20 protein-coding genes and 1 pseudogene are annotated in these 22,453 nt (G+C 72.0%); 8 read left to right on the top strand and 13 right to left on the bottom strand.

What is annotated here, in order from left to right; all coding sequences use genetic code 11:
- Positions 1–113: 113 nt before the first annotated feature.
- Positions 114–485: a hypothetical protein gene (locus ABUW04_RS09335; protein ID WP_380563990.1), complete on the bottom strand. Its 372-nt coding sequence runs from the start codon at positions 483–485 to the stop codon at positions 114–116.
- A 445-nt stretch (positions 486–930) separates the two neighbouring features.
- On the opposite strand from ABUW04_RS09335, the pseudogene ABUW04_RS09330 reads away from it, so the two are divergent.
- Positions 931–1,020 (top strand): annotated as a pseudogene (locus tag ABUW04_RS09330) (hypothetical protein); the annotation flags it as partial.
- Between the two features lie 171 nt (positions 1,021–1,191).
- Here the strand turns inward: ABUW04_RS09330 and ABUW04_RS09325 are convergent.
- On the bottom strand, positions 1,192–1,923 hold the full coding sequence (locus tag ABUW04_RS09325) for an alpha/beta fold hydrolase (protein WP_380564541.1): 732 nt from the start codon (positions 1,921–1,923) through the stop codon (positions 1,192–1,194).
- 158 nt (positions 1,924–2,081) lie between these two features.
- On the opposite strand from ABUW04_RS09325, the gene ABUW04_RS09320 reads away from it, so the two are divergent.
- The gene (locus ABUW04_RS09320) at positions 2,082–2,477 is read left to right on the top strand and encodes a winged helix-turn-helix transcriptional regulator (RefSeq protein ID WP_380563989.1); all 396 of its coding nucleotides are present in this window, start codon (positions 2,082–2,084) and stop codon (positions 2,475–2,477) included.
- 67 nt (positions 2,478–2,544) lie between these two features.
- Here the strand turns inward: ABUW04_RS09320 and ABUW04_RS09315 are convergent, their stop codons facing one another.
- Positions 2,545–3,177 carry an NAD(P)-dependent oxidoreductase gene (locus tag ABUW04_RS09315; RefSeq protein WP_380563988.1) on the bottom strand — a complete coding sequence of 211 codons (633 nt, stop codon included), beginning with the start codon at positions 3,175–3,177 and terminating at the stop codon, positions 2,545–2,547.
- A gap of 163 nt (positions 3,178–3,340) precedes the next feature.
- Between ABUW04_RS09315 and ABUW04_RS09310 the strand changes: the two genes are divergently transcribed.
- The 4 genes from ABUW04_RS09310 (at position 3,341) to ABUW04_RS09295 (ending at position 6,561) form a co-directional block, all read left to right on the top strand.
- Positions 3,341–3,934, top strand: coding sequence for a TetR/AcrR family transcriptional regulator (locus ABUW04_RS09310; protein ID WP_380563986.1), 594 nt, complete (start codon positions 3,341–3,343; stop codon positions 3,932–3,934).
- 387 nt (positions 3,935–4,321) lie between these two features.
- Positions 4,322–5,218, top strand: a complete 897-nt coding sequence (locus ABUW04_RS09305) for a helix-turn-helix domain-containing protein (RefSeq protein ID WP_380563985.1) — start codon at positions 4,322–4,324, stop codon at positions 5,216–5,218.
- 132 nt (positions 5,219–5,350) lie between these two features.
- On the top strand, positions 5,351–6,133 hold the full coding sequence (locus tag ABUW04_RS09300) for an alpha/beta fold hydrolase (RefSeq protein ID WP_380563984.1): 783 nt from the start codon (positions 5,351–5,353) through the stop codon (positions 6,131–6,133).
- A gap of 50 nt (positions 6,134–6,183) precedes the next feature.
- A complete protein-coding gene (locus tag ABUW04_RS09295) occupies positions 6,184–6,561 on the top strand; it encodes a YybH family protein (protein WP_380563982.1) in 378 nt (125 codons plus the stop codon).
- 46 nt (positions 6,562–6,607) lie between these two features.
- On the opposite strand, the gene ABUW04_RS09290 is transcribed toward ABUW04_RS09295, so the two are convergent.
- Together ABUW04_RS09290 and ABUW04_RS09285 are read right to left on the bottom strand one after the other, a co-directional pair.
- Entirely contained in the window at positions 6,608–7,333 is a 726-nt protein-coding gene (locus ABUW04_RS09290; protein WP_380563981.1) for an FAD binding domain-containing protein, read from the bottom strand.
- Positions 7,334–7,477: 144 nt separating this feature from the next.
- The gene (locus tag ABUW04_RS09285) at positions 7,478–9,607 is read right to left on the bottom strand and encodes a hypothetical protein (RefSeq protein ID WP_380563979.1); all 2,130 of its coding nucleotides are present in this window, start codon (positions 9,605–9,607) and stop codon (positions 7,478–7,480) included.
- Between the two features lie 199 nt (positions 9,608–9,806).
- Here ABUW04_RS09285 and ABUW04_RS09280 point away from each other — a divergent pair, with 199 nt between their 5' ends.
- Positions 9,807–13,181, top strand: coding sequence for an AfsR/SARP family transcriptional regulator (locus ABUW04_RS09280; protein ID WP_380563977.1), 3,375 nt, complete (start codon positions 9,807–9,809; stop codon positions 13,179–13,181).
- On the opposite strand, the gene ABUW04_RS09275 is transcribed toward ABUW04_RS09280, so the two are convergent.
- The 4 genes from ABUW04_RS09275 to ABUW04_RS09260 form a co-directional block, all read right to left on the bottom strand.
- Entirely contained in the window at positions 13,165–14,001 is an 837-nt protein-coding gene (locus ABUW04_RS09275; protein ID WP_380563975.1) for an ABC transporter permease, read from the bottom strand. The genes ABUW04_RS09280 and ABUW04_RS09275 overlap by 17 nt on opposite strands.
- Positions 13,998–15,020, bottom strand: a complete 1,023-nt coding sequence (locus ABUW04_RS09270; RefSeq protein WP_380563974.1) for an ATP-binding cassette domain-containing protein — start codon at positions 15,018–15,020, stop codon at positions 13,998–14,000. Before ABUW04_RS09270 ends, ABUW04_RS09275 begins: the two co-directional genes overlap by 4 nt.
- Before the next feature lie 93 nt (positions 15,021–15,113).
- Positions 15,114–15,401 carry a hypothetical protein gene (locus tag ABUW04_RS09265; protein ID WP_157623796.1) on the bottom strand — a complete coding sequence of 96 codons (288 nt, stop codon included), beginning with the start codon at positions 15,399–15,401 and terminating at the stop codon, positions 15,114–15,116.
- A gap of 118 nt (positions 15,402–15,519) precedes the next feature.
- Positions 15,520–17,274, bottom strand: a complete 1,755-nt coding sequence (locus ABUW04_RS09260) for a cation:proton antiporter (protein WP_030255392.1) — start codon at positions 17,272–17,274, stop codon at positions 15,520–15,522.
- 131 nt (positions 17,275–17,405) lie between these two features.
- Here ABUW04_RS09260 and ABUW04_RS09255 point away from each other — a divergent pair, with 131 nt between their 5' ends.
- The gene (locus ABUW04_RS09255; RefSeq protein WP_380563972.1) at positions 17,406–18,134 is read left to right on the top strand and encodes a Clp protease N-terminal domain-containing protein; all 729 of its coding nucleotides are present in this window, start codon (positions 17,406–17,408) and stop codon (positions 18,132–18,134) included.
- A 33-nt stretch (positions 18,135–18,167) separates the two neighbouring features.
- Here ABUW04_RS09255 and ABUW04_RS09250 read toward each other — a convergent pair whose 3' ends face one another.
- The 4 genes from ABUW04_RS09250 to ABUW04_RS09235 are packed head-to-tail and all read right to left on the bottom strand — an operon-like array spanning position 18,168 to position 22,452.
- The gene (locus ABUW04_RS09250; RefSeq protein ID WP_380563971.1) at positions 18,168–19,004 is read right to left on the bottom strand and encodes a GntR family transcriptional regulator; all 837 of its coding nucleotides are present in this window, start codon (positions 19,002–19,004) and stop codon (positions 18,168–18,170) included.
- On the bottom strand, positions 19,001–20,593 hold the full coding sequence (locus ABUW04_RS09245) for a beta-N-acetylhexosaminidase (RefSeq protein ID WP_380563969.1): 1,593 nt from the start codon (positions 20,591–20,593) through the stop codon (positions 19,001–19,003). Before ABUW04_RS09245 ends, ABUW04_RS09250 begins: the two co-directional genes overlap by 4 nt.
- A 60-nt stretch (positions 20,594–20,653) precedes the next feature.
- Positions 20,654–21,493 carry a carbohydrate ABC transporter permease gene (locus tag ABUW04_RS09240; RefSeq protein ID WP_380563968.1) on the bottom strand — a complete coding sequence of 280 codons (840 nt, stop codon included), beginning with the start codon at positions 21,491–21,493 and terminating at the stop codon, positions 20,654–20,656.
- A complete protein-coding gene (locus ABUW04_RS09235) occupies positions 21,490–22,452 on the bottom strand; it encodes a carbohydrate ABC transporter permease (protein ID WP_380563966.1) in 963 nt (320 codons plus the stop codon). The genes ABUW04_RS09240 and ABUW04_RS09235 overlap by 4 nt, the downstream gene beginning before the upstream one ends.
- Position 22,453: the final 1 nt, after the last annotated feature.

Genomic DNA, 22,453 nt, shown 5'->3' with positions numbered 1-22,453 from the left:
CGCCGTGAGCCGAGTCCGAGGTGGTCCACGTTTAGTCCCAGCTGCCGCCGGGCGTGGCAACCCTCGCCACCACTACCGGAGCGAGCGACGGGCAGCCGGGCGGAGGCGCGTGGTCACTGTTGCGAACCCGGTAGGAACGCGCTGGGTGCCTGGCCCTGGGCCATCGTCCAGTACCACTTGATCTGCTCGGCCTGGGCATCGAACTCAGGATTGTTGCCGACCAGGTCCTGCGGCGTCCACATCGTGAAGCAGCGCCGCCCGCCCTTCCGGAAGATCTGCACTCGTCGCAGCTTGCCCCCGTAGTTCGCCGTGCTTCGGACCGAGATCCTTTCCACCTGCGACCATGCGATCCGACGGCGACGGATGAACACGCTCCTGATGCCCTTGTCGTTCAACACCGTGTGAGCCGAGCCGTAGAGGGCCGCGAACAAGGCCAAGCCCCCGGGGAAACCCCCGTACACGGCGACAGCAACGGCAGTGTCCACCCAGGGGTCATTTCCGAGGGACTCACGGAGGATCACAACCACCAAGACGACAGCCACAGCGGCACACACGCCCGCCAAAACATATGCGCCTACCCGCCGCCCCGTGGGCAGCCGAAAGCGAACCGTATCCACCGCTGCATGATGGCACCGCCGAACCAAGCCCAACAGACCCGCGCAGCGCTCAAGCCCCTGGCTGCCGCCGCGGCGGCGCGGAATGCGCGTCCCAAGCGGTCCCCGAGACCGACGGTGACACGCGGTGGTGGCCGGCCAGGGCTATCCGGCCACCACCACCGGCCACAGCTCCATCCATCCGCACGGCTCATCCCGGCCGTCCAGGGCGGTCCACACCGCGGCGCTCGGGCCGTGCTCCTCAAGGTCCTCCAGACGGGCTACGCCAACGGGAACCTTGCGCACCAGTCTCACCGCCACGGGATGACCGGACGCCATGGACGCCCAGCTCGACCGTCTCGTGCGGGATCTGCGAGAAGCCTCCGATGCCTTCGCCCATCACTGGGCCGCACCGACGGCCGCCGCCCAGCACACCACGGACCGCAAGACGATCCGGCACCCCGAGATCGGCGACATCCTGCTTCGTCCTCATCGTCCCCGGCGCAGACCTGCGCATGGTCACCTACACCGCAGCGACCGGAAGCGGGGAAACTGGACCTGCTTCGCGTCACAGGCGGCCGCAGTCGCGGCCCGCACGCTACCGACGGGTGGATTCAAGCAGCAGTTCGCTCAGGTCCGCCGGCATGGTGATCATGCAGTCGTGCCCGGTTGGCAGTTCCCGTATCCGTGCCGGGGAGCCGTTGGGCTGTGTTGCGGGGACGGGCCGCCGCACGATGCCTTCCGGCTCTGCGCCGACGCAGTGGATGTGCGTGCGCGGAACCGACTGCGCAGCAGGGTTGTCCAGCCGGACCGGTTGCCGCAGGCAGCGCACTGGATGGTCGGAGAGCGTCGCACGCAGCCATGCGACGTCCGCCGCGTCGGTGACTCCGAACAGGCCAAGAGGCGCAGGCATCTCGGGCAGCGGCGGGATGCGCCAGGCGTTATCGGACTTGGCGGCCAGGTCGATCAGGTGCTGGGTCATGGGCTGCACGTCGACGGCGGTCTCGCCGTGCTCCGGGACCATCGCGTCGAGGTACACCAGGTGCGCGATCCGTTCCGGTATCTCGTTGGCCACGGACGCGACGACCAGCCCCGCGTAGCTGTGACCCACGAGCACCACCTCGGTCAGGTCCTCCTCGTGGATCAGCTTCACGACGTCTTCGACGTGCGTGTCGAGCCCCACCTCGGGACCGAGCAGGTGCGCCTTGTCGCCGTAGCCGGTGAGCGAAGGTGCGAACACGCGGTGTCCGGCCGACTCCAGCAGCGGGACCACCCGCTCCCAGCACCGGCCGTTGTGCCAGGCGCCGTGTATCAGCAGAAAAGTCGAGATGAGGGGAATCTTCTTCCTCTTCAGGGTGTGGAAGGGCGGCACTATTACGGTTCCTGTCTGTGCCTCGGTACTCTTCAGGAACTGAAATCATCGTGCTCCACCGGCCGCACCCTGATCAATAAGGCACATTTCGGTGCCCCGGTTCTCTGGAGGTAACCATGAGCGTCACAGCGGGCGGCGAGTCGCGGCCGGCACGGTCGCAGGACCCGTGCCAGGCCCGTGAAGTGCTCGGCATCGTCGGCGACAAGTGGTCGCTGCTGATCGTGCGCAACCTCAGCCAGGGGCCGCGCCGCTTCACCGAACTCAAGCGGGCCGTCGACGGGATCAGCCAGCGTATGCTCACCGTCACCCTGCGCGGCCTGGAACGCGACGGGATCCTTACACGGACCGTCCGCAACGTCATGCCGCCGCACGTCAGTTACGAACTCACTCCGATGGGCAGGACCCTCCGCGACGCCACCGCACCCCTGTTGGAGTGGAGCATCACGCACCTGACGCACATCGACGCCGCCCGCGCCGTGTACGACGCCCGCCCAGACACCCCACCCACCTGACCCGTTTTCACCCATGGTCGGGCGGGTGCTGAGTCCGTCTTTCGGTGGGCACCCGCCCCGACGGGGGTCAGTGGGTGAGGATGATGCGCTGGCGGGTCCACTTGTTCGTGGTGGCGGCAGCGAGGAGGGCGTCGGCGAGGTCGGCGCGGCTGAGCTTTCCGCCGATGCGGGTGGTGCCGCCGTCCAGCGGGAGGGCCTTGTACGTGCCGGTGGCGGAGCCGTTGCCGAGCATGACGGGCAGGGCGATGGTCCAGGCGAGGGCGCTGCGGGCGATGGTGTCGTCGGCGGTGCCCTTGTCGGCCATGAGCTTGCTCATGAGCAGCTTGGAGGCGCTGGCCTGGACGCGGGACTGGCGCTGGCCGCTTGTGCCCGCGCCGAGGGCGGAGAGCCAGACCAGGCGCTGCACGCCCGCGGTGGCTGCCGCTTCGAGGACGGGGCCGGCGGACTGGGTGGCAAGGGTGGACTTGAAGTCCTTGCCGGGGCCCAGGGCCGAGATCAGTGCGTCGCTGCCGTGCAGCGCCTTCTCCACGTCCGTGCGGGAGGTGGCGTCGCCGACGACGACGGTGACCCGGTCATCCTCGCGCTGCGGCAGCCGGTCCGGGTCGCGGACCAGGGCGGTGATGCGGTGGCCCGCGGCCAGGGCCTGCTGGACGACCTGCTGGCCGGTGGGGCCGGTGGCCCCGAGAACGGTGAGCTGCATGGTTCCGGTCTCTTCCTCTGCGTGCGTGCGCCTCACGGCGAGGCGGCTGGGAGCGCGGGCAGTCATAGTGAGCGTGCGCCCACCTTTATAGTGAGCGGGCGCTCAGGTTTTGGCAAACGGCATGATGGACCGAGGAACACCACCAGGACGGGAAGCAGGGACGATGCAGGACAGGCCGCTGCGCGCGGATGCGCTGCGCAACCGCAAGAAGATCCTCGACAGCGCCCGGGACCTGATCACCCAGTACGGAGCCGAGGTCCCCACCGACGCCATCGCCGAGGCCGCAGGGGTAGCCGCGGGCACGCTGTATCGGCATTTCCCGGACAAGGCGGCGTTGATCGACGCCGTGCTCAGCGGCGCGGTCGATGAACTGGCGCAGCTGACGGAGGACGCCTGGGTTCGTGTGGAACGCGGTGAAGCCGGGGCCATGGCCGAGTTCCGGGCACTGGCAGGCCGGTATGTCGAGCACGCCTCGTGCGACCGTGCGATCCGCGCCGCCGCCGACCGGATGGCGCAGGAGTACCGCTTCACCGGTGACCGTCTCCAGCGCGCCACCGACGCCGGACGCAACCTGGTCGCCCGTGCCCAGGCCGACGGGGACATGCACCCCGACATCACGATCGAGGACGTCTTCCTACTGCTGCACACCGCCCCGGCCGACGCGCCGCCCGCCGCGCGCGAGCGCTGGCTGACCCTGATGCTGGCCGGCTTCGCCGCCGGCAACCGCCCCGGGGCACGCGTGGCCGACCCGGCCTGACCCGGCGCGTTGCCGGCGGCCCGCGGACCGGCCACCTGGTCCCGCAGCCGGTCTCTGCTGGGCGCCGCACGTCAGTCGCCGCGCGCTGTCGGCGCCTCGTCGTAGTCCTTGGGCAACTCGCCCCCGGGCCTAGGCAGGTTCGAAGATCGGCGCCATGTCGCCCGGGCGGCGGGTCCAGAACGCGGTGCAGGGGGGAAGGCTCCTCGGCCGCGCCCATCTCCAGTCCGGCGGCCAGGGCCGCGGTGCCGAGCCGGGAGATGATGAACTCCGCCATCTCGCGCAGGCCGCGCGATCTTCGCTGCGGAAGGACTCACCGCAGTCGGAAGGGGCCCGACCCGCCGGACCCCTGTCTCCGAACAGAGCGCCGACAGCTGCGATCATGGGTGGATGGCTGGTTCTGGAAGCCCGGACGTTGTCGACGTCAGCTATGACAATCCGGATCAGCCCCGGCTGGGGCTGGAGGTTATGTCCTTCGCGACGCTGCGTGAGCGGCTGGTGCCGAGTGTCGCGGGAGCGCCCAGCCGTCCGGACTTCCACCAGCTGACCCTGGTCACCGGTGGCGAGGGCACCGCGTTGATCGACTTTGTGGGATACCCGTGCGGCCCGGGGACTCTGCTGCATGTACGCCCCGGCCAGGTGCAGCGTTTCCCTGCCGGCCCGCAGGGGGGCATCGCGGATCTCGATGCGACTCTGGTGGTGTTCACGCCCGCCTTTCCGCCGCCGGTGCCCGCCGCTGCGGCCGTCATCGACGAGGGGCTCAGCCCGGCCGCGTTCTCCCTGTCCGCGCTGGAGTACCGCGCCGTGTCGGTGGCGGTGGCCGAGATAGCGGCGGAATACGCCACGCTGGACGAGCAGGACGCCGCGCAGGCCGAACTCACCGTGGAACTACTGCGGCAGCTCCTCGCCGCGCTGCTGCTGCGCATCGCGCGGCTGCCGCAACCCGGTGCCTGGAGTCCGGCGGCGGGGGGCGAGGTGTTCCGGGCCTTCCGCGGCGAGCTGGAACGCGCGTTCGCCACCCGGCGCAGTGCCGCCCAGTACGCCGCGCGCCTCGGTTACTCGCCGCGGACGCTCACCCGCGCGTGTCTGGCCGCGACGGGCCGTACCGCGAAGGATCTCATCGACGACCGTGTCGCCCTGGAGGCCAAGCGGCTGCTGGTCCACACCGGCCTCCCGGTCGCCTCCGTCGGACGCATGCTGGGTTTCACCGAGCCCACCAACTTCGGGAAGTTCTTCGAGCGCACGGTGGGCGCCACTCCCGGGGCATTCCGCGCCACCGAACGCTGAGGGCCCACCCGCCGGGACGAGTCCACTTTTGACCATGGTGGGTCCCCTGCGCACCTCGCCCGCACCGCATCGCATCGCGCATTGTTGAAGCACGAAGCCGTGGTGCTACCGGGAGCAAGGGAGAAAACAACCATGCCGTACGCGGATGTCAACGGTGCCCGCCTCTACTTCGAGGACAGCGGAGGTGCGGGCCCGGCCGTGGTCCTCAGCCACGGCAACCTCATGGACCGTGAGATGTGGGTGCATCAGGTCCGGTCCCTGGAGCGGGACTTCCGGGTCATCGGGTGGGACGAGCGGCTGCACGGCCGGACCGAGGACGACGGAAAGACCCACAGCTACTGGGACTCCGCTGCCGACCTGATCGGGCTGCTGGACCACCTGGGCCTGCAGCAGGCGGCGCTGGTGGGGCATTCGCAGGGTGGCTTCCTGTCGATGCGGGCCGCTCTGCTGGCGCCTGAGCGGGTCAAGGCCCTGGCGCTGATCGACACGACATCGGTCGCCTGGCCGGCCGAGGCGCTCGCGCAGATGCGCGGCGTGTCGGAGGGATTCCGCGCAGCGGGTCCGGAGGCAGTGGCCCCGGTGCTGCTGGGGATGCTGCTGGGACAACCCGTGATCCACGATCAGTGGCTGACGAAGTGGAAGGCACAGCCCCGCGAGCGGCTCGCCGACGCGGTGCAGGTGCTGATGGGCGCGGACGACATCACCGACCGGCTGGGTGAGATCGCGATACCGGCTCTGGTCGTCCACGGCGACGCGGACCAGCCGATCCCCTACCCGTTGGGCCAGGCACTGGCCCAACAGCTCCCCGCTGCCAAGGAACTGGTCACCGTGACCGGGGCCGGACACACCCCGAACCTCACCCACCCCGACCGCGTCAACCCGGCACTGGCCGGCTTCCTCCGCCGGTCCGCCTGACGCTCCATCAGTCCCGTTCAGCTATCCGACATTTTCCGGAAGGAACGACCATGTCGACTCCCATCACCGACCCGGCGCAGCTCCCCCCGGCCTTCGAGAAGGCCATGAACTCCGGGGATCTCGACGAGGTCCTGAGCCTGCTCGCACCCGGTGCCGTCATGCGTACCGTCACCGGTGAGACCGTGACCGGTCAGGCGCTGCGCGACTACACGGCCGGTTCGATCGCCGGCAACGCCCAGCTGTCCAACGGCCCGTCGCGCGTCGTCGCCGGCGACGACATCGCCTTCATCACCGAGGAGTGGACCATGGAGGTCACCACCCCCGACGGCAACCGGAAGAAGGCCACCGGCACCACCGCCAACGTCGCCCGGCGCGGCCAGGACGGAGGCTGGCGCATGGCAGTCCTCAACCCCCTCGGTACCGCCTGAGCATCCACCAGCGGCCGGACATGCGCCTGCGGCCGCCGCCGCTCGATCAGTCCGCGTTCGCACGCCTGAGGACGTCGGCGACCTCTTCCCGGACCGCGGCCAGGACCGGCCGCGACAGGAGGTCGCCGATCGGCGTGCGGACGAGGGCCTCCGCGACCTGGTCCGCACCGCCGTCGCAGACCGTGCTCTCGCTGTGCACCTGGTAGCCCTCACGGACGGCGATCCGCAGCCGCGGCGGGCCGGCCTCCGGCGTGTGGACCGCGGTGGCGACGACGGCAGGCGGCGGACCGCCTGCCTCGCCGGCGAACTTGCGGTAGCCGCTGGCCGTGGGTTCGGTCCAGCGCAGCCCGAGCAGCATCGGGTGCTTCGCCACGAGCGTGCCGAGGTCGGTCTCGTAGGCGCCCTCGGGCGCCAGCACCATGGCACGGGCGTCCAGCACGAGAGCGGCCGGTAACAGGCAGCGCAGCGCGCTGCCGACCAGGTTTCCGCCCACCGTTGCCGTCCGCCGCACCGCACCTGTCCCGACCTGCTGGGCGGCGAGTCGCAGGACGTCCGGCACGCGCTCGTCGATGCGGTGCAGGACCACGGCTGCGCCGACCGCCTCGCGCCCGAGCACATTGGCCTGCGGAAGACTGCGCAGCGACACCGCCTGTGCAGGGAACCCGTCCCGCTGCCACTCGGCCCACACCAGCGTCGCCCCGCCGACGGGCACCGCGCCCTCGGCGACGCACTCCAGGGCTTCGGTCAACGTCGTGGGCAGACGCAGCAGCACGGAGGCACACCTGCTCTCATCGGAGTCGGACGGCGCACGGCCATTCTTGCGGTCCGGGCCGCACCGCGTACAGGGCGCGAGATGTCGACTCAGCCGCGCAGACCCGGCCCGACTCCGCGAGGGGTCGGGCCGGCTCCGGTGGCGCTACTTCCCGGCGGTTCCGGTAGACCACAGGGCGGTTCCGGTCGCGCTGTAGATCACGGCGTTGCCGTCGTTCTGGACCGCGAGGTAGGCGCCGGTGTTGCCGCTGGTCCGGCTGGACCACAGGCTCGTGCCGGCGCTGTTGCGGAGGACGAGGTTGCCGTCGCCCTGCATGATCGCCTGGCTCGCGGCCGAGTTGGCCGTGCCCGAGGACCAGAGCGCGGTGCCGCTGCGGTACAGCACGAGGTTGCCGTCGCCCTGAAGGTCCAGGCTGTAGCTGCCGTTGCAGGAGGCCAGCGACTGGCCCGGAGTCAGCTGCTGATTGGCGGTCAGCTGGCCGCACGTCGGGGCGGTGCCGCCGCAGTTGGCGGGCGCGGCGGTGCCCGACGGCACGGCTCCGGCGACCACCGACCACTTGGTCAGCGAGGCAGCCGTGAGGCCGGCGGCGGCGCAGATGCCACCGGTGACCGCCTTCTGCGGAATCACGGTGCCTGCGGCGTTGACCAGGTGGTAGCTGCCTGCGGCCAGGCCGAGGCCGGCCGGGTTGATGGTGATCGCGTTGGTGTAGGCAGTGCTGGAGTTGATGTCGGCGATGGTGAGCTGCGCACTGTTCTTGGCGGCCGAGACGACCGGGACGACCTGCACGATGCCGCTGTTGGCCAGCGTCGCGTAGGCGGGGGCGTGCTGGGACAGCTGCGAGGCGGCCGTCAGCAGGGTGCCGCCGGCGTTCTTGTAGGCGGTCAGGTTCGCGTCCACGCCGTTGATCGGCAGGATCGCCTGGTACTGCGCGAGCTTGACGATCCCGGTGGCGACCTCCTCGCTGGTGACGACGCTGAAGCCGCCCTGGTACTGGTGCCATGCGGCGGCGATGTCGTCCTCCGGTGCACCCAGGGCTCCGCCGGAGGTGTTGCCGTAGGCCAGGGAGTCGTCCAGGTACACGGCGACCGGCTGTTGCGGGTAGGACCCCGACAGGCTCTTGATGTTCGGCAGCCAGTCGGTGTAGATCGGGTAGACGACGGTGTCCTTCTGGGTGCCGTCGTGGATGAAGAAGTCCGTGCCGCCGCCTTCGGGCAGCATCAGGCCGTAGTTGCTGATCCACTGCACGCCCTGGGCAGCCAGTTGGGTGCTGTCGCTCGGCGCGGTCCATTCCGTTGCGACGGTGACCCCGTAGGCGCGGGCGAGGCCGGCGAAGAGCAGGTCGATGCCCGAGGATCCCGAACAGTCCTGGATGATGGTGACGTTGTACTTCTTGGCGAGGACGAACAGCCCCTCCGGAGCGTTCTCGTAGGTCGCGAAGTTCCCCACGTGGCCGCCGAAGTAGTAGTAGAGCGGGGTGTTCGCGGTCACCGCGCGCACGTCGGCGGCCAGTTGTCCGTAGACCTGCTGCACGCTCCACAGCCGGAACAGCTGGTCGACACTGGCCAGGGCCTGGCCCGACTTGGCCGCCGGGACCTGCGAGAACGCGGTGTACGAGGTCTTGTTCGCGGTGTTGAACGCGCTGATGCTGCTGTAGGTCTGCGGCAGGTAGACGTTGTGGAACTCATTGATGTCGGCCTGGGCCCAGCCGTCGACGGTGCCGCTGACGGTGCTGTCCCAGAACGAGTCCAGTCGTCCGTAGTCCAGGACGCTGCCACCGTATCCCGCCTCACCGGCGATGTGCTTGACCGTGCTGGTGACGTAGGTGAGGTAGGCCGGCTCGTCGGTGGGGTCCCACCAGGCCGGGGTGGCGCTCTGCGCACCGGTGTCGGACACCTCGTGGCTGGTGACCCAGGACGCGGGGCTGCCGCTCCACCCGGAGTACCAGAAGATGGGCACCAGGCGGATTCCGGCGGCGGCGGCGTTGGCCAGTTCCTGGTCCAGTTCGGTGTAGTTGAACGTGCCCTGCGCCGGCTCGACGGTGTTCCACGGCATGTCGATCGCGGCGGTGGTCAGGCCCTTGGCCTTGAGCGCGGCGAAGCTGGCCTGCGACCACGCGGTGCCGTTGTTGTCCCACTTGAGCTGTGTGGACCACAGCGGGGTGGCCGCGGCGGCCTGCGTCGCGGCGCCCGCCGTCAGGAACGGGGCCGCAATCAGCGCGGCGATCACGGCCAGGGCCGCGACGATCGCGGCCGGCAGCGGGATCCGGTACCGCATCCGGTGCGCCCGGCGCGGCCTGCGCTTCGACGCGCGACGGTGTGGATCAGCGGCAGATGGTCGACTCTGTGTGCTCTCGCTCATGACTGTGGAGGGCGCCCGGCCGCCGCTGCGATAACACTTCTTGGCAGCGGCGTCCGCGGGCGCTCGACGCGGCCGCACCGGACGGTGGTACCTGCCCCCGGGCGCACCGGGGACAATGGGATCCGTGCGCTACCGCATTCTCGGCACCACGCAGGCGTTCCGCGACGACGGCACGGCCGTCCCGGTCGGCGGGGCGCGGCTGCGTGCCCTGCTCGCCGTGCTCGCGCTGCGGCCGGAGCGCACCGTGCCCGTCGCCGTGCTGATCGACGAGGTGTGGGGCGCGGACCCGCCCGCCGACGCCGCGGGCGCACTGCAGGCGCTGGTGGGGCGGCTGCGACGGGCGCTCGGTCAGGACGCCGTCGTCTCGGTCGAGGGCGGCTACCGGCTCGCTGCCGCCGCCGACCAGGTCGACCTGTTCCGCTTCGACCGGCTCGCCGCGGACGGCGCCCGCGCCCTGGCCGACGGCAACCCGGCCAAGGCCGCCGACGTGCTCGACGACGCGCTCGCCCTGTGGCAGGGGCCGGCCCTGGCCGACCTGCCGGACCGGCAGGCCCAGGCCGCCCGCTGGGACAGCCGGCACCTGGACGCGCGCCGGACCCGCTTCGCGGCGCTGCTTGCGCTGGGCCGCACCGGCACGGTGCTGCCCGAGCTCGCCGCCCTGTGCGACGCGCATCCGCTGGACGAACCGCTCCAGGCCCAGCGGCTGCGCGCCCTGCGCGACGCGGGCCGGGTGGCCGAGGCGCTGGTCGGCTACGAGCAGGTGCGGCGCACCCTCGCCGACCAGCTCGGCACCGACCCGGGCCCCGAACTGCGGGCCCTGTACGCCGAACTGCTGTCGCCGACCGAACCCAAACCTGAACCCGAAACCGCGGCGGCCGAGCCTGAGACCCGACCGGGGACCCGGCCCGCCCCGGCGCCGGAGACCGCCCCCGGCCCGGCCACTGCGGCCCGCACCGCGGGCAATCTGCGGGCCCGGATCACCTCCTTCGTCGGCCGCGGCTGCGACATCGACGCCATCCGCACCGACCTGACCCGGTTCCGGCTGGTCACCCTGCTGGGCCCCGGGGGCGCGGGCAAGACCCGGCTCTCGCAGGAGGCCGCCGAGGCGCTCGGCGGCACCGCGGCGGCACCGGACGGCGTCTGGTTCGCCGAACTGGCCCCGGTGAAGGACCCGTCCGCCGTCCCGGAGGCCGTGGTCGGTGCGCTCGGCGCCCGCGAGACCGTGCTGCACGGGGCCGGCGCCGAGGAGTTGCGCGCGGTGTCCGACCGGCACGGCGACGACCCGCTGGTCCGCCTGGTCGAGCACTGCGCCGAGCGCCGGATGCTGCTCATCCTCGACAACTGCGAGCATGTCGTCGGCGCCGCCGCCGACCTGGCCCAGACCCTGCTGACCCGCTGCCCGGGGCTGACCGTCCTGGCCACCAGCCGCGAACCACTGGGCGTACCGGGCGAGTTGCTGTACCCGGTGGAGCCGCTGCCGGAGCCGTACGCGCAGCTGCTGTTCGGTCAGCGCGGCGCCGCCGTGCGCCCCGGCTTCAGCCCGGACCAGGACCCGGAGGCCGTCGCCGAGATCTGCCGCCGCCTGGACGGGCTGCCGCTGGCCATCGAACTGGCCGCGGCCCGGCTGCGGATGCTGACGCCCCGGCAGATCGCCGACCGGCTCGACGACCGGTTCCGGCTGCTCACCTCGGGCGCGCGCACCGCGCTGCCCCGGCAGCAGACCCTGCGCGCGGTCGTGGACTGGTCCTGGGACCTGCTGGACGGCTCCGAGCGGACCGTGCTGGCCTGGCTGTCGGTCTTCCGGGGCGGCTGCGACCTGGCCGCCGCCGAGGCCGTGTGCGGTCCCGAGACACTGGACCTGCTGGCCTCACTGGTCGACAAGTCGCTGGTGGTCGCCGTGCCCGAGGACAACGGGGCGGGCATGCGCTACCGGCTGCTGGAGACCGTCGCCGAGTACGCCGGCGACCGGCTGGACGAGAGCGGCGAGCGCGCCGACGCCGAGCGGGCGCACCTGACCCACTACCGGGAACTCGCCCGCACCACCGACCCGCTGCTGCGCGGCCGCGGTCAGCGCGCCGCCCTGGCCCGGCTCGAAGGCGACTACGAGAACCTGCGCACCGCGCTGCGCCGTGCCATCGACGCCGGCGACGAGCAGGAGGCGATCAGCCTGGTCCTGTCGCTGAGCTGGTTCTGGCAGATGCGCGACCTGAACGCCGACGCCCGGACCTGGGTCCTGGCCACCTGCGAGCTGGGCCCGGACCCGTTCGCCGGCCCGGTGCGGCCCGCGCCGCCGCTGCTGCAGCGCTGCACCGACGTGCCGCCGCCGCTGAGCGGCGAGCTGCTGGAGGAGGCCCGGCGCCAGGTGCACCTGTACCGGCTGGTCCACATGGACCTGGAGACCGACTCGTGGCAGTCCGAGCAGGGCCGGGCCCGGCTGAACGCCATCATCGACACCTACCGCGCCGACCTGCCGCAGGCCTGCCGCCCGCCCGGCAACGTCTGGTACTTCGCGGTGCTGATGTCGGGCCGCCCGGACCGCCTGCAGGACCTGACCGAGCTGACCGTGCGCACCTGCCGCGAACTCGGGTACGAGTGGGAGCTGGCCCTGGTGCTGCAGCTGCGCGCCAACATCCTGGCCAACCGCAGCGAATGGGCCCAGGACGCCGTCGGCGACGCGGACGAGGCGATCGAGCTGTTCGCCCGGATCGGCGACGAATGGGGTGTCGCCGAGGGGCTGTCGGTCCGCGGCGAGGCGCACGAGAAGCTCGGCCGGTTCGCCGAGGCCACCGCCGACTACCTGCGGGCCCGTGAGGTCGCCGAGGCGATGGGGGCCCACTCCCAGGCCACGATCCTGCAGGTGCGGCTCGGCCAGGTGCTGATCGCGCAGGGCGAGGGGCAGCGCGGCGAGCAGCTGCTGCGGGAGACCCTGGAGGTGTCCCGGCGGTCCACCAACGAGGCGCGGCCGGCCGCCCGGATGCTGCTGGTGGTCCACCTCGGCGAGACCGGCCGGACCGTCGAGGCGCGCGAGCAGCTGGCGCTGCTGCGGATCGACGCCAGGACCCACAGCGCCCCGTTCGTCCAGGGCATGATCGCGGGGATGGAGGCGATGCTCGACGTCGTCGACCGGCGCACCGGCTCCGCCCTGGAGCATGCGGCGCACGCCCTCTCCTTCGGCGACGACCCGCTGACCGCGATGGTGATGCCGCATCTGCGGGCGCTGCACCTGCTGATCGCGGCCCGGGCCCTGGTCCAGCGCGGCGACCGGGGCAGCGCGGTGCTCGCCGCACACCTCGTCGGCGCCTCCGACGCGGCGCTGCCGGACGCTCACGTCCGGTCCGCGTCCGAGCGGCACTGGCGCGCCGAGGCCGAGGCCGAGGCGCGGGCCCCGCTGGACGAGGCGGCCTACCAGGCCGCCTACGCCGAGGGCGGCGGCCTCACCGTGGAGGAGGCCGCCGCCCTGCTGCACGCACAGGTCAGCTCTTCTGGGTGAACTTGCGGATCGCGATCGGCGCCATGACCACCGTCAGACCCACGCTCCAGGCCAGCGTCATGGTCAGGCCGTGGGCAACCGGGCCGCCGGTCATCATCCCGCGGGCGGCGTCGGCCAGTCCGGACATCGGGTTGTACTTGGTGAAGTTCTCCAGCCAGCCCGGCATCGAGCCGGTCGGCGCGAAGATCGACGAGCCGAACTGCAGCGGCATCATCACCAGGAAGCCCACGCCCTGCACGGACTGGGCGTTCTTCATGGTCACGCCGAGCACCAGGAAGATCCACATGATGGAGGAGCCGAACAGCGCGGTCAGTCCCACCAACGCCAGCAGGCCGCCCCAGTGGCCGTTGACGTGGAAGCCCACCAGCAGCGCGATGGCCATCACCACGGTGATGGCGACCAGCAGCCGCAGCAGCTCCACGGCGATCTTCGCGACCAGGACCGAGCCCCGGCCGATGGGCAGCGACCGGAAGCGGTCCATGATGCCCTTGTTGAAGTCCTCGTTGAAGCCGGTGCCGACGCCCTGGGCGATGTTCATGCTCATCATCGCGATCATGCCGGGGATCACGTACTGGACGTACGCCCCGTGGCCGCCGCCGAGCGCCTGCCCGATCGAGCCGCCGAAGACGTAGACGAACAGCAGCGTGAAGATGACCGGCATCAGGACCGCGTCCATCATCGACTCGGGGTCCTGCTTGATCCACAGCAGGTTGCGGCGGATCAGCGCGCCGGTGTGGCGCAGATGGCCGCGCAGGCCGATCTTCGGGTCGGCCTCGATGGTGATGGTGGGGGCCGGGGTGGTGAGAACGGCGGCACTCATACCGCGACCTCCTCGAGTACGGGCCTGACGTCCTGCGGTGCGGACGCCTTCTGGCCGGTCAGGGACAGGAACACTTCGTCCAGGCTGGGCAGTTCGGTGGTGATCGAGCCGATGGTCAGACCGCGCGCGGTGACCGCGCCGACCACGGTGGTCAGCTGCTCGTCGCTGACGATCGGCACCAGCACCTCGCCGGTCTCGGTGTCGACGGCGGCAGTGGCGGAGCCGGTCAGGCGCAGCCCGTCCAGGGCGTCGGCCAGCGGGCGCAGTTCCAGCGGGTCGGCCGGGCGGACCCGCAGGGTGCGGCCGCCGACCCTGGCCTTGAGCTCGTCGGTGCCGCCGCTGGCGACGACCCTGCCGCGGTCGATGACGGTCAGCTCGGAGGCCAACTGCTCGGCCTCCTCCATGTACTGGGTGGTGAGCAGCACCGTCACGCCGTCCCGGACCATGCCCTTGACCTCGGTCCACACCTCGTTGCGGGTGCGCGGGTCCAGGCCGGTGGTGGGCTCGTCCAGGTACAGCACGTGCGGGCGGCCGATCATCGAGGCGGCCAGGTCCAGGCGGCGGCGCATGCCGCCGGAGTAGGTGCGGGCCGGGCGGGTGGCGGCGTCGGTGAGGGAGAACCGCTCCAGCAGCGCGTCGGCGCGGGAGCGGGCCTCCTTGCTGGACAGGTCCAGCAGTCGGCCGATGAGGTAGAGGTTCTCGCGGCCGGAGAGCTTCTCGTCCACCGAGGCGTACTGGCCGGTGAGGCCGATCACCCGGCGCAGCTGCCGGGGCTGCTTCGCCACGTCGTACCCGGCCACCACGGCCCGGCCGGCGTCCGGCGTGATCAGGGTGGACAGGCAGCGCACCAGGGTGGTCTTGCCGGCGCCGTTCGGGCCGAGGACCCCGAGGACGGTGCCCTCGTGCACATCCAGGTCCACGCCGTCCAGGGCCTTGGTCGCACCGTAGTGCTTGACCAGTCCCCGCACGGACACGGCCACCGGGCGGCCGGATTCGGGGTGCTTGTCGATTCGCGTCATGCCGCCAAGGTGCCGGACCCCGCCGACAGGCCGCCTACATCCCGCCGACAGCGGCCCGGCTCCGCTGACATATCGCTGACACGGCCGGTCCGGCTAGGGCAGCAGCGGCGCGGGCAGCAGCGGCGCCACCGGGGCGGGCTGCCGGACCGGGTGGGTGGGCGGGGTGGTCAGCGACGGGCGGGGGCGCGGGGCGCGGCGGCGGGCCGGGCGCTGGGCCCAGTCGGTCGGGCGGTGCGCGGGCGGCAGGGCCACCGGCAGCGTCAGGCAGGTCCTGGCTCCGGCCGCCATGGTGTGGGCCGGGACCGGACTGCCGCAGCCCGCCAGGGTCAGCAGCGACAGGCCCAGCGCGAGGACCGAGGCGGTGCACACGAGACGGGTCACCGGCCCACCCTGCCCGTCGGTGCCGGGGAATCGCCGCAGACACGGGCGGGCGCGGCCGAGGATCCCCCGTACGTGGTGGCTGCCCCGCACACAGGGGCTGCCCGGTACCCGGCGGCGCTCAGCGGGCCGGTCCCAGCGAGACCGTGTGGCCGTCGGGGCGCTGCCCGGTGCCGGGCCGGGTGGTGGCCGGCCACAGCCGGCCGGTCCGGTCCACGGTGAACAGCAGGTCGTGGTCCGGTTCCAGCGCCAGCTCCGCCGGGCGGACCTGGATGGTCTCCCCCGAGCGGTGCCGGCCGGCCAGGGCGTGGCCCGAGAGCCCCGGCGCGAACAGCGCCTCCCCGCTCATGAACGGCGCCACCACCCCCCGCCCCTCACCCCGCTCGACCAGCCGGTAGACCTCGGGGCCGCTCTCGCTGCGCAGCAGCGTCGCGGCCAGGGCGTTGAAGTCGTCCTCGCCGGTGAGCAGCAGCACCGAGGTGATCCCCTCCAGTTCGGCCCCCTCGCCTGCGGCGGTGGCCAGCAGCTCCCCCGGCGCCAGCTCCAGCCCCGCCTCGGTGATCCGGGTGCGCTCCTCCGGCTCGCCCGCCCACATCAGCACGTCAAGCCCCAGCCCGTGCAGCGCCCGGCCCAGGTCGGTGACCCAGGGATCGCCGCCGACCAGCAGCGGCCGCGAGCGGGTGGAGCCGGTCACGCCCAGCCGGCGCGCGACCGGGACCGCGGTCAGCCCGTAGACCAGCACCGTGGCGACGATGACCACGAAGGTGGCCGGCAGGATCCGGTCGGCGCCGCCGACGCCCTTCTGCACCAGCGTGGCCGAGAAGGTGGAGGCGGTGGAGGCCGCGACGATGCCGCGCGGCGCCATCCAGCCCAGGAAGGCGCGTTCGCCCCGGCTCTGGTCGCCGCCGAGCGTGGACAGCGCCGCCACCAGCGGACGGGCCACCAGGACCAGCACCGCCGTCAGCCCCAGCGCCGGCAGCACCACATGACGCAGCGACGCCGGGGTGACCGTCGCCGAGATGGACACGAACAGCACGCCGATGGTCAGCGACACCAGCGTCTCGAAGAACGGGCGCCGCACCGGCAGGTCCAGCCCGGGCAGGGTGGCCATGGCCACGCCCATGACGATGGCCGCGATCAGCCCCGCGTCGTCGCGCAGCACGTTGCAGCCGGCCGCCACCCCGATCACCACGGCCAGCTGCGCGGTGGTGCCCAGGGTCTCGCCCAGCCCGAGGTGGCGCAGCAGCAGCCACAGCACCGCCGCTCCCAGCGCCCCGCCGGCCAGCCCGACGCCGGCGCTGCCCAGGGTCTGCAGCACCGCCGCGGCCAGGGTGACCCGGTGCCCGGACTCCAGCGCCGCGAACACCAGCGCGCCCAGCACGCCGCCGACGCCGTCGATCAGCGAGCCCTCCCAGACCAGGATCCGGCGCAGCCCCTCGCCCGGGCGCACGAAGCTCAGCAGCGGTCCCACCACGGTGGGCCCGGAGACGATCAGGATCACCCCGAGCATGGCGGCGGCCTTGGCCGAGATGTCCAGCAGCGGGGCCGCCACCACGGCGGCGATCGGCCAGGTCAGCAGGGTGCCGATCCAGATCAGCCGGACCACGGTGCGCCGGGCACCGCCGGTCAGCCGGCGTACGTCCAGTTCCAGGCCGGCGTCGTAGAGGATGACCGCCACCGCCAGCGAGACCAGCGGCGAGAACGCGGTGCCGACCAGCAGGTCCGGGTGCACGTCGTCGGTCAGCGCGCCGGCGACGAACCCGGCCGGCAGCAGCAGGATGATCCCCGGCAGCCGCAGCCGTGCCGCGAGCACCTGCGAACCGACGGCCAGGACGGCGATGAGCCCGACCCCCGTGAAGACCTGATCGGACGTCATGTCCCCAGCTTGGTGCGGTGAAGATCGCTGCGCCGCGCCGAACAGCCATCGGGGTGAACCCCCGAGCGACCGAGCGGCCGAGTGACAACCACGGGTTGACAGTCCTCGCACTGTCAACCTACGGTTGTCACATGACGGAACCCGTGGGAATGACGAACCAGGTCCGGCTGGACGACCTGATCCAGGCCATCAGGAAGGTCCACCCGGACGTACTCGACCAGCTCTCCGACGCGGTCATCGCCGCCGACCACCTCGGCGAGGTCGCCGACCACCTCATCGGCCATTTCGTGGACCAGGCCCGGCGCTCCGGAGCCTCCTGGACCGACATCGGCCGCAGCATGGGGGTCACCCGGCAGGCAGCCCAGAAGCGCTTCGTCCCCAAGGCCTCGGACGCCGCCGACCTGGACCCGAGCCAGGGCTTCAGCCGCTACACCACCCGGGCCAGGAACGTGGTGATGGCCTCCCAGAACGAGGCCCGCGCAGCCGGCAACGACACCATCGGCACCGGCCACCTGGTACTGGGGCTGCTGAGCGAACCGGAGGCACTGGCCGCCAAGGCCGTACTGGCCCAGGGCGTGACGCTGGAAGCGCTCCGCGAGGCCGCGACGGCCTCGCTGCCAGCGCCCGGCGGGCCGGTGCCCGACCTCATCCCCTACGACGCCCAGGGGAAGAAGGCCCTGGAACTGACCTTCCGCCAGGCCCTGCGCCTGGGCCACAACTACATCGGCACCGAGCACATCCTGCTGGCCCTGCTGGACCAGGAGGACGGCAACGGCGTGCTCAGCGGCCTGGGCATCGACCGCGCCGCCGTCGAGACCTCCGTCGCCGAGGCACTGGCCGGCTACCCGGCGGCCCCCTGAAGCCGGTCGCTCCCGAAGTACCGGCGCGCCGGCTCAGCCCGAGGAGGCGTCGAAGCGCAGCTTGGAGGTGATCCGGTAGCGGTCGCCGCGGTAGACCGCGTGGGCGAACTCGACGATGCGTCCGGTGGTGTCCCGGGTGGTCCGCTCCACCTGCAGGATCGGGGCGTAGACCGGGACGTCGAGCAGCTCGGCCTGCTCCGGGTTGGTGACCGCGGGTTCCAGGGTCTGCACCGCGTCGGCGACGACCACGTCGAAGCGCTCGCGCAGCAGCCGGTAGAAGTTGCCGCTCTCCATGTCCTCGGGTGCCAGCCCGGGGACGATGGCGGCCGGCAGTTCCAGCTGCTCGATGGACATCGGCTCGTCGTCCACGTCGCGCACCCGGGTGATCCGCAGCACCGGCTCGTCCGGGCCGATGCCCAGCCGGGCCGCACGCGGCGGTCCGGCCGGGGCGACGGTGAAGCGGATCACCCGGCTGGTCCAGTCGCCCTCGGCGGGCGGCACCGCCAGCGCGTTGGTGGTGGTGCCGGACATCTCCTGGGTGACCTTGTGCGGGCTGGTGAAGGTGCCCTTACCCTGCTGGCGCACCAGCAGCCCGCTGCGGGTCAGCTCCTCGACGGCGGCCCTGACCGTGGGCCGGGACACCCCGAGCTGGGTGGCCAGGTCGCGCTCGGGGGCCAGGCTGGTGCCCGGCCCGGAGCGCTCGATGACGTCGAGCAGGTGCCGGCGGACCCGGTCGCGCTTGGCGGTGGGCAGCTTCCGGGCCGGATGGGCCGCCGAGGCCGCTGCGGCCGATGGAGCCGCCGGGGCGGCGACGGCGCTGTCGGTGCCGCTGTCGATGCCGCTGTCAGTGCTGCTGTCGGTACTGGTCACGCCTCTATCGTCCCAATCATTCGGGGAGTGTGCGTACCGCCCGCCGAGAGCAGCGCGGCGACCCTGCGCCGGTGCGTCGCGGCCCGCTCCAGCAGCGACTCGCGGTCGTGCGGTCCGGGCCGCCAGGCGACCTCGGCGATCCCGCACAGCCGGGGGTAGAGCAGGTAGCGGGCGTGCGCCGGGGTGGCCACGTACTCGGTCCACAGCGAGCCCTGCACCCCCAGCACGCCGGGGAGTTCGTCCTGCGCCGGATCGGCGACCGGCAGTCCGCCCGGCTGCAGGTCCGCGGCCAGCGGGTCGAAGCGCAGCACGTCGTCGAGGCCGACGATCTCGCCGGGCTGGCCGTGCGGCTCGTGCGGATGGTCCCGCTGCGGGTAGTCGAGGTAGGTGGAGCGGTGCGGCCCCATCACCACCTGGTGGCCGCGGCCGACCGCGAGCACCCCGTGCACCGGGTCGCGCCAGGCGCCGAGGACCATCCCGGCCGGGGGTTCGCCGGCGGCGTGGCCGGTCTCGTCCCAGCACACGGTGCGCCGGCCGTGTCCGGCCAGGTGCTCCTGCATCCGGCCCAGGAACCAGCCGCGGAGCTGGGCCGGATGGGCCAGGCCCAGTTCGCGGGCGCGCTCGCGGGCCGCCTCGCTCTGCTCCCACTGGACGGTGGGGCACTCCTCGCCGCCGATGTGGACGTGCCGGGACGGGAAGACCTGCACCACGGTGTCCAGGATCTGCCGGCAGAAGGCCAGGGTCTTGTCGTCCACCGACAGGATGTCCTCGCTGATGCCGCGTTGGGTCCACACCGGCAGCCGGTGCTCGGGGTGGTTGCCGTACTCGGGGTAGGCGGCCAGCGCGGCGCGGACGTGTCCGGGCATCTCGATCTCGGGGACCACGGTGATCCCGCGCCGGGCCGCGAAGGCCACCAGCTGCTGCAGTTCGGCGCGGGTGTAGTAGCCGCCATGCGGGGTGTTGTCGGCCAGCCCGGATCCGGGCGGGCCGACCTGGGTCTCGGTGCGCCAGGCGCCGACCTCGGTGAGCCGGGGCAGGCCGTCGACCTCGAAGCGCCAGCCCTGGTCGTCGGTGAGGTGCAACTGCAGCACGTTGAACTTCAGCAGGGCCAGCTCGTCGACCAGTTCGAGCAGGTAGGACAGCGGGAAGAAGTGCCGGACCACGTCGAGCATGAAGCCGCGCCAGGGCAGCCGCGGGCTGTCCCTGATGGTCAGGCAGGGCCAGTGGCCGTCCGCGCCGAGGGGCCGCTCCGGGTCCAGCGCCTCGGGGGGCAGCAGCTGACGCAGCGTCTGGATCCCGGAGAGCAGCCCGGCTTCGGCCGGTGCCGAGAGCGTGGCGCCGTCGGGGCGGATCTCCAGCAGGTAGCCCTGCGGGCCGAGTGCGGACTGCTCCGCGGTGGCCGGGTGGTCCGGGACCAGTTCCAGCCGGAGCCGTGGTCCCGGCCCGGTCGGTGCGTCCGGCAGGCCCAGGTACTCGGCCAGCAGCCCGGCGGCCTGCTCGGCGCCCGGGCCTGCGGACAGGTGGAGGTCGGGGCCGACGGGGAGGGTGCCCGGACGGGGGGTGAGCTCGCGGGGGCGGGGGATGATCACGGTGGCCCTTCATGATGCCGGACGTGCGGATGAGCGGGTGGGAGAGCGGCGGGGTGGGGGTCAGTCCTTGACGGCTCCTGCGGTCATGCCGGCCACCAGCCGGCGCTGGATGAGCATGAAGAACACCACCACCGGCAGGGCGAACAGGGTGGAGGCGGCGATCAGGCCGCCGTAGTCGGTGCCGGCGCTGGTGCTGAAGGAGACCAGCCACACCGGCAAGGTGTAGTGGCTCTGGTCCTTCATCAGCACATAGGCGAACAGGTAGTCGTTCCAGGCGGTGATGAAGGCGAAGACGCTGGTGGCGATCACGCCGGGCAGCACCAGCGGCAGCAGGATCGTGCGGATGATCCGCATCCGGCTGGCGCCGTCGACCATCGCCGCCTCCTCCAGCTCGACCGGGATGCCCTGCAGGAAGCCGCGCAGCACCCAGATGGTGAACGGCAGCACCAGCGCCAGGTAGGTGAGGGTCAGGCCGAACAGGCTGTTGAGCATGTGGGCGCTCTTCAGGCTGAGGAAGATCGGGATCAGCAGTGCCGGGGTCGGCACCATCTGCACGATCAGCACCCCGACCAGGAAGCTGCGCCGGCCGAAGAAGCGGAACCGGGTCAATGCGGTGGCCGCCAGGAACGCCACCACGATGGCCAGCAGCACCACCGAGCAGGTGACCACGGCGCTGTTGGCCAGGTCGGTCAGGAAGCCCGACTTGTGCACCGCGTCGTCGAAGTTGGACAGGCTGAAGGGGAAGGGCAGGAAGCCCGGGGTGGGCTTGAGGATGTCGCCGTAGGGCTTGAAGGCGGTGTTGACCATCCAGTAGACCGGGAAGATCCACACCGCGCAGAACAGCACGGCTGCGGTGTTCAGCCCGATCCGGCGGGCCCGTACCGCGGTGGGGAGGCTCACAGGTCTTCTCCTGACCGCACCAGTCGGCGCACGTAGAGGGCGCTGGCGGCGAGCAGCAGCAGCACCGAGACCACCGCGACGGCCGCGCCCTGCCCGAACGAGTTGCTGCTGAAGGCCTTGGTGAAGGACCAGATCGGCAGCGTGGTGGTGCTCTGGTTGGGGCCGCCCCTGGTGAGGATCCAGAGCTGGTTGAAGACGTTGAAGTCCCAGATCACCGACAGGATGGTGACCAGGCCCAGGATCGGCCGCAGGAACGGCAGGGTGATCACCCGGAACACCGTCACCGGGCCGGCTCCGTCCAGCGCGGCGGCCTCGTAGTAGGTGCGCGGGATCTGCGAGAGGCCGGCGTACAGCGTCAGCGCCACGAACGGCACCGACTGCCACACCACCAGCAGCCAGACCAGCAGGAAGGCGCTGTAGGTGGATCCCGACCAGTCCCGCTGGGTGAGGTCGCCGAACAAGTGGGTCTGCGTCAGCATCCAGTTGACGACCCCGTAGACGGGCTGGAACAGCCACTGCCAGACCAGGCTGGAGGCCACGTTGGGCACCGCCCAGGCGGCGATCAGGCACAGCGTCACCGCGGTGCGCATCCGCGGCCCCAGCCGCTCCATCATCAGCGCGGCGGCGAGTCCGATCAGCAGCGTCCCGGCCACCAGCGCGGCGCAGAACCCGACGGTGCGCAGCAGCACCGGGACGAACTGGGCGTCGTCCACGACAGTGCGGTAGTTGGCCCAGCCGGCCCAGGTGATCCTGCCGGTGAACAGGGCGCGCAGCCCGTAGTCCTGGAAGGAGATGACCACCACCCGCACCAGCGGGTAGCCCAGGACCAGGCCGAGTACGGCGGCGGCGGGCACCAGCAGCAGGTAGGGCAGGGCGCGGCCGCGCCGGCGCGGCCGGCGCCGCGGCGGGACCGCCGCCCCCTGGGGGGCAGCGGCGCGCTTCCTCGGTGCCTTGATCAAG

This window comes from Streptacidiphilus jeojiensis, from assembly GCF_042510965.1.
GTDB lineage: Bacteria > Actinomycetota > Actinomycetes > Streptomycetales > Streptomycetaceae > Streptacidiphilus > Streptacidiphilus jeojiensis.
Note: the sequence above shows the minus strand (reverse complement) of the source record. Positions and strands in the feature narration are given on the sequence as shown.

Coding starts and splice junctions, on each gene's coding strand:
- ABUW04_RS09320 (WP_380563989.1), top strand. CDS start 2,082: ATGAGCGTCACAGCGGGCGGCGAGTCGCGGCCGGCACGGTCGCAGGAC.
- ABUW04_RS09315 (WP_380563988.1), bottom strand. CDS start 3,177: ATGCAGCTCACCGTTCTCGGGGCCACCGGCCCCACCGGCCAGCAGGTC.
- ABUW04_RS09310 (WP_380563986.1), top strand. CDS start 3,341: ATGCAGGACAGGCCGCTGCGCGCGGATGCGCTGCGCAACCGCAAGAAG.
- ABUW04_RS09305 (WP_380563985.1), top strand. CDS start 4,322: ATGGCTGGTTCTGGAAGCCCGGACGTTGTCGACGTCAGCTATGACAAT.
- ABUW04_RS09300 (WP_380563984.1), top strand. CDS start 5,351: ATGCCGTACGCGGATGTCAACGGTGCCCGCCTCTACTTCGAGGACAGC.
- ABUW04_RS09295 (WP_380563982.1), top strand. CDS start 6,184: ATGTCGACTCCCATCACCGACCCGGCGCAGCTCCCCCCGGCCTTCGAG.
- ABUW04_RS09285 (WP_380563979.1), bottom strand. CDS start 9,607: ATGCGGTACCGGATCCCGCTGCCGGCCGCGATCGTCGCGGCCCTGGCC.
- ABUW04_RS09280 (WP_380563977.1), top strand. CDS start 9,807: ATGGGATCCGTGCGCTACCGCATTCTCGGCACCACGCAGGCGTTCCGC.
- ABUW04_RS09275 (WP_380563975.1), bottom strand. CDS start 14,001: ATGAGTGCCGCCGTTCTCACCACCCCGGCCCCCACCATCACCATCGAG.
- ABUW04_RS09270 (WP_380563974.1), bottom strand. CDS start 15,020: ATGACGCGAATCGACAAGCACCCCGAATCCGGCCGCCCGGTGGCCGTG.
- ABUW04_RS09260 (WP_030255392.1), bottom strand. CDS start 17,274: ATGACGTCCGATCAGGTCTTCACGGGGGTCGGGCTCATCGCCGTCCTG.
- ABUW04_RS09255 (WP_380563972.1), top strand. CDS start 17,406: ATGACGGAACCCGTGGGAATGACGAACCAGGTCCGGCTGGACGACCTG.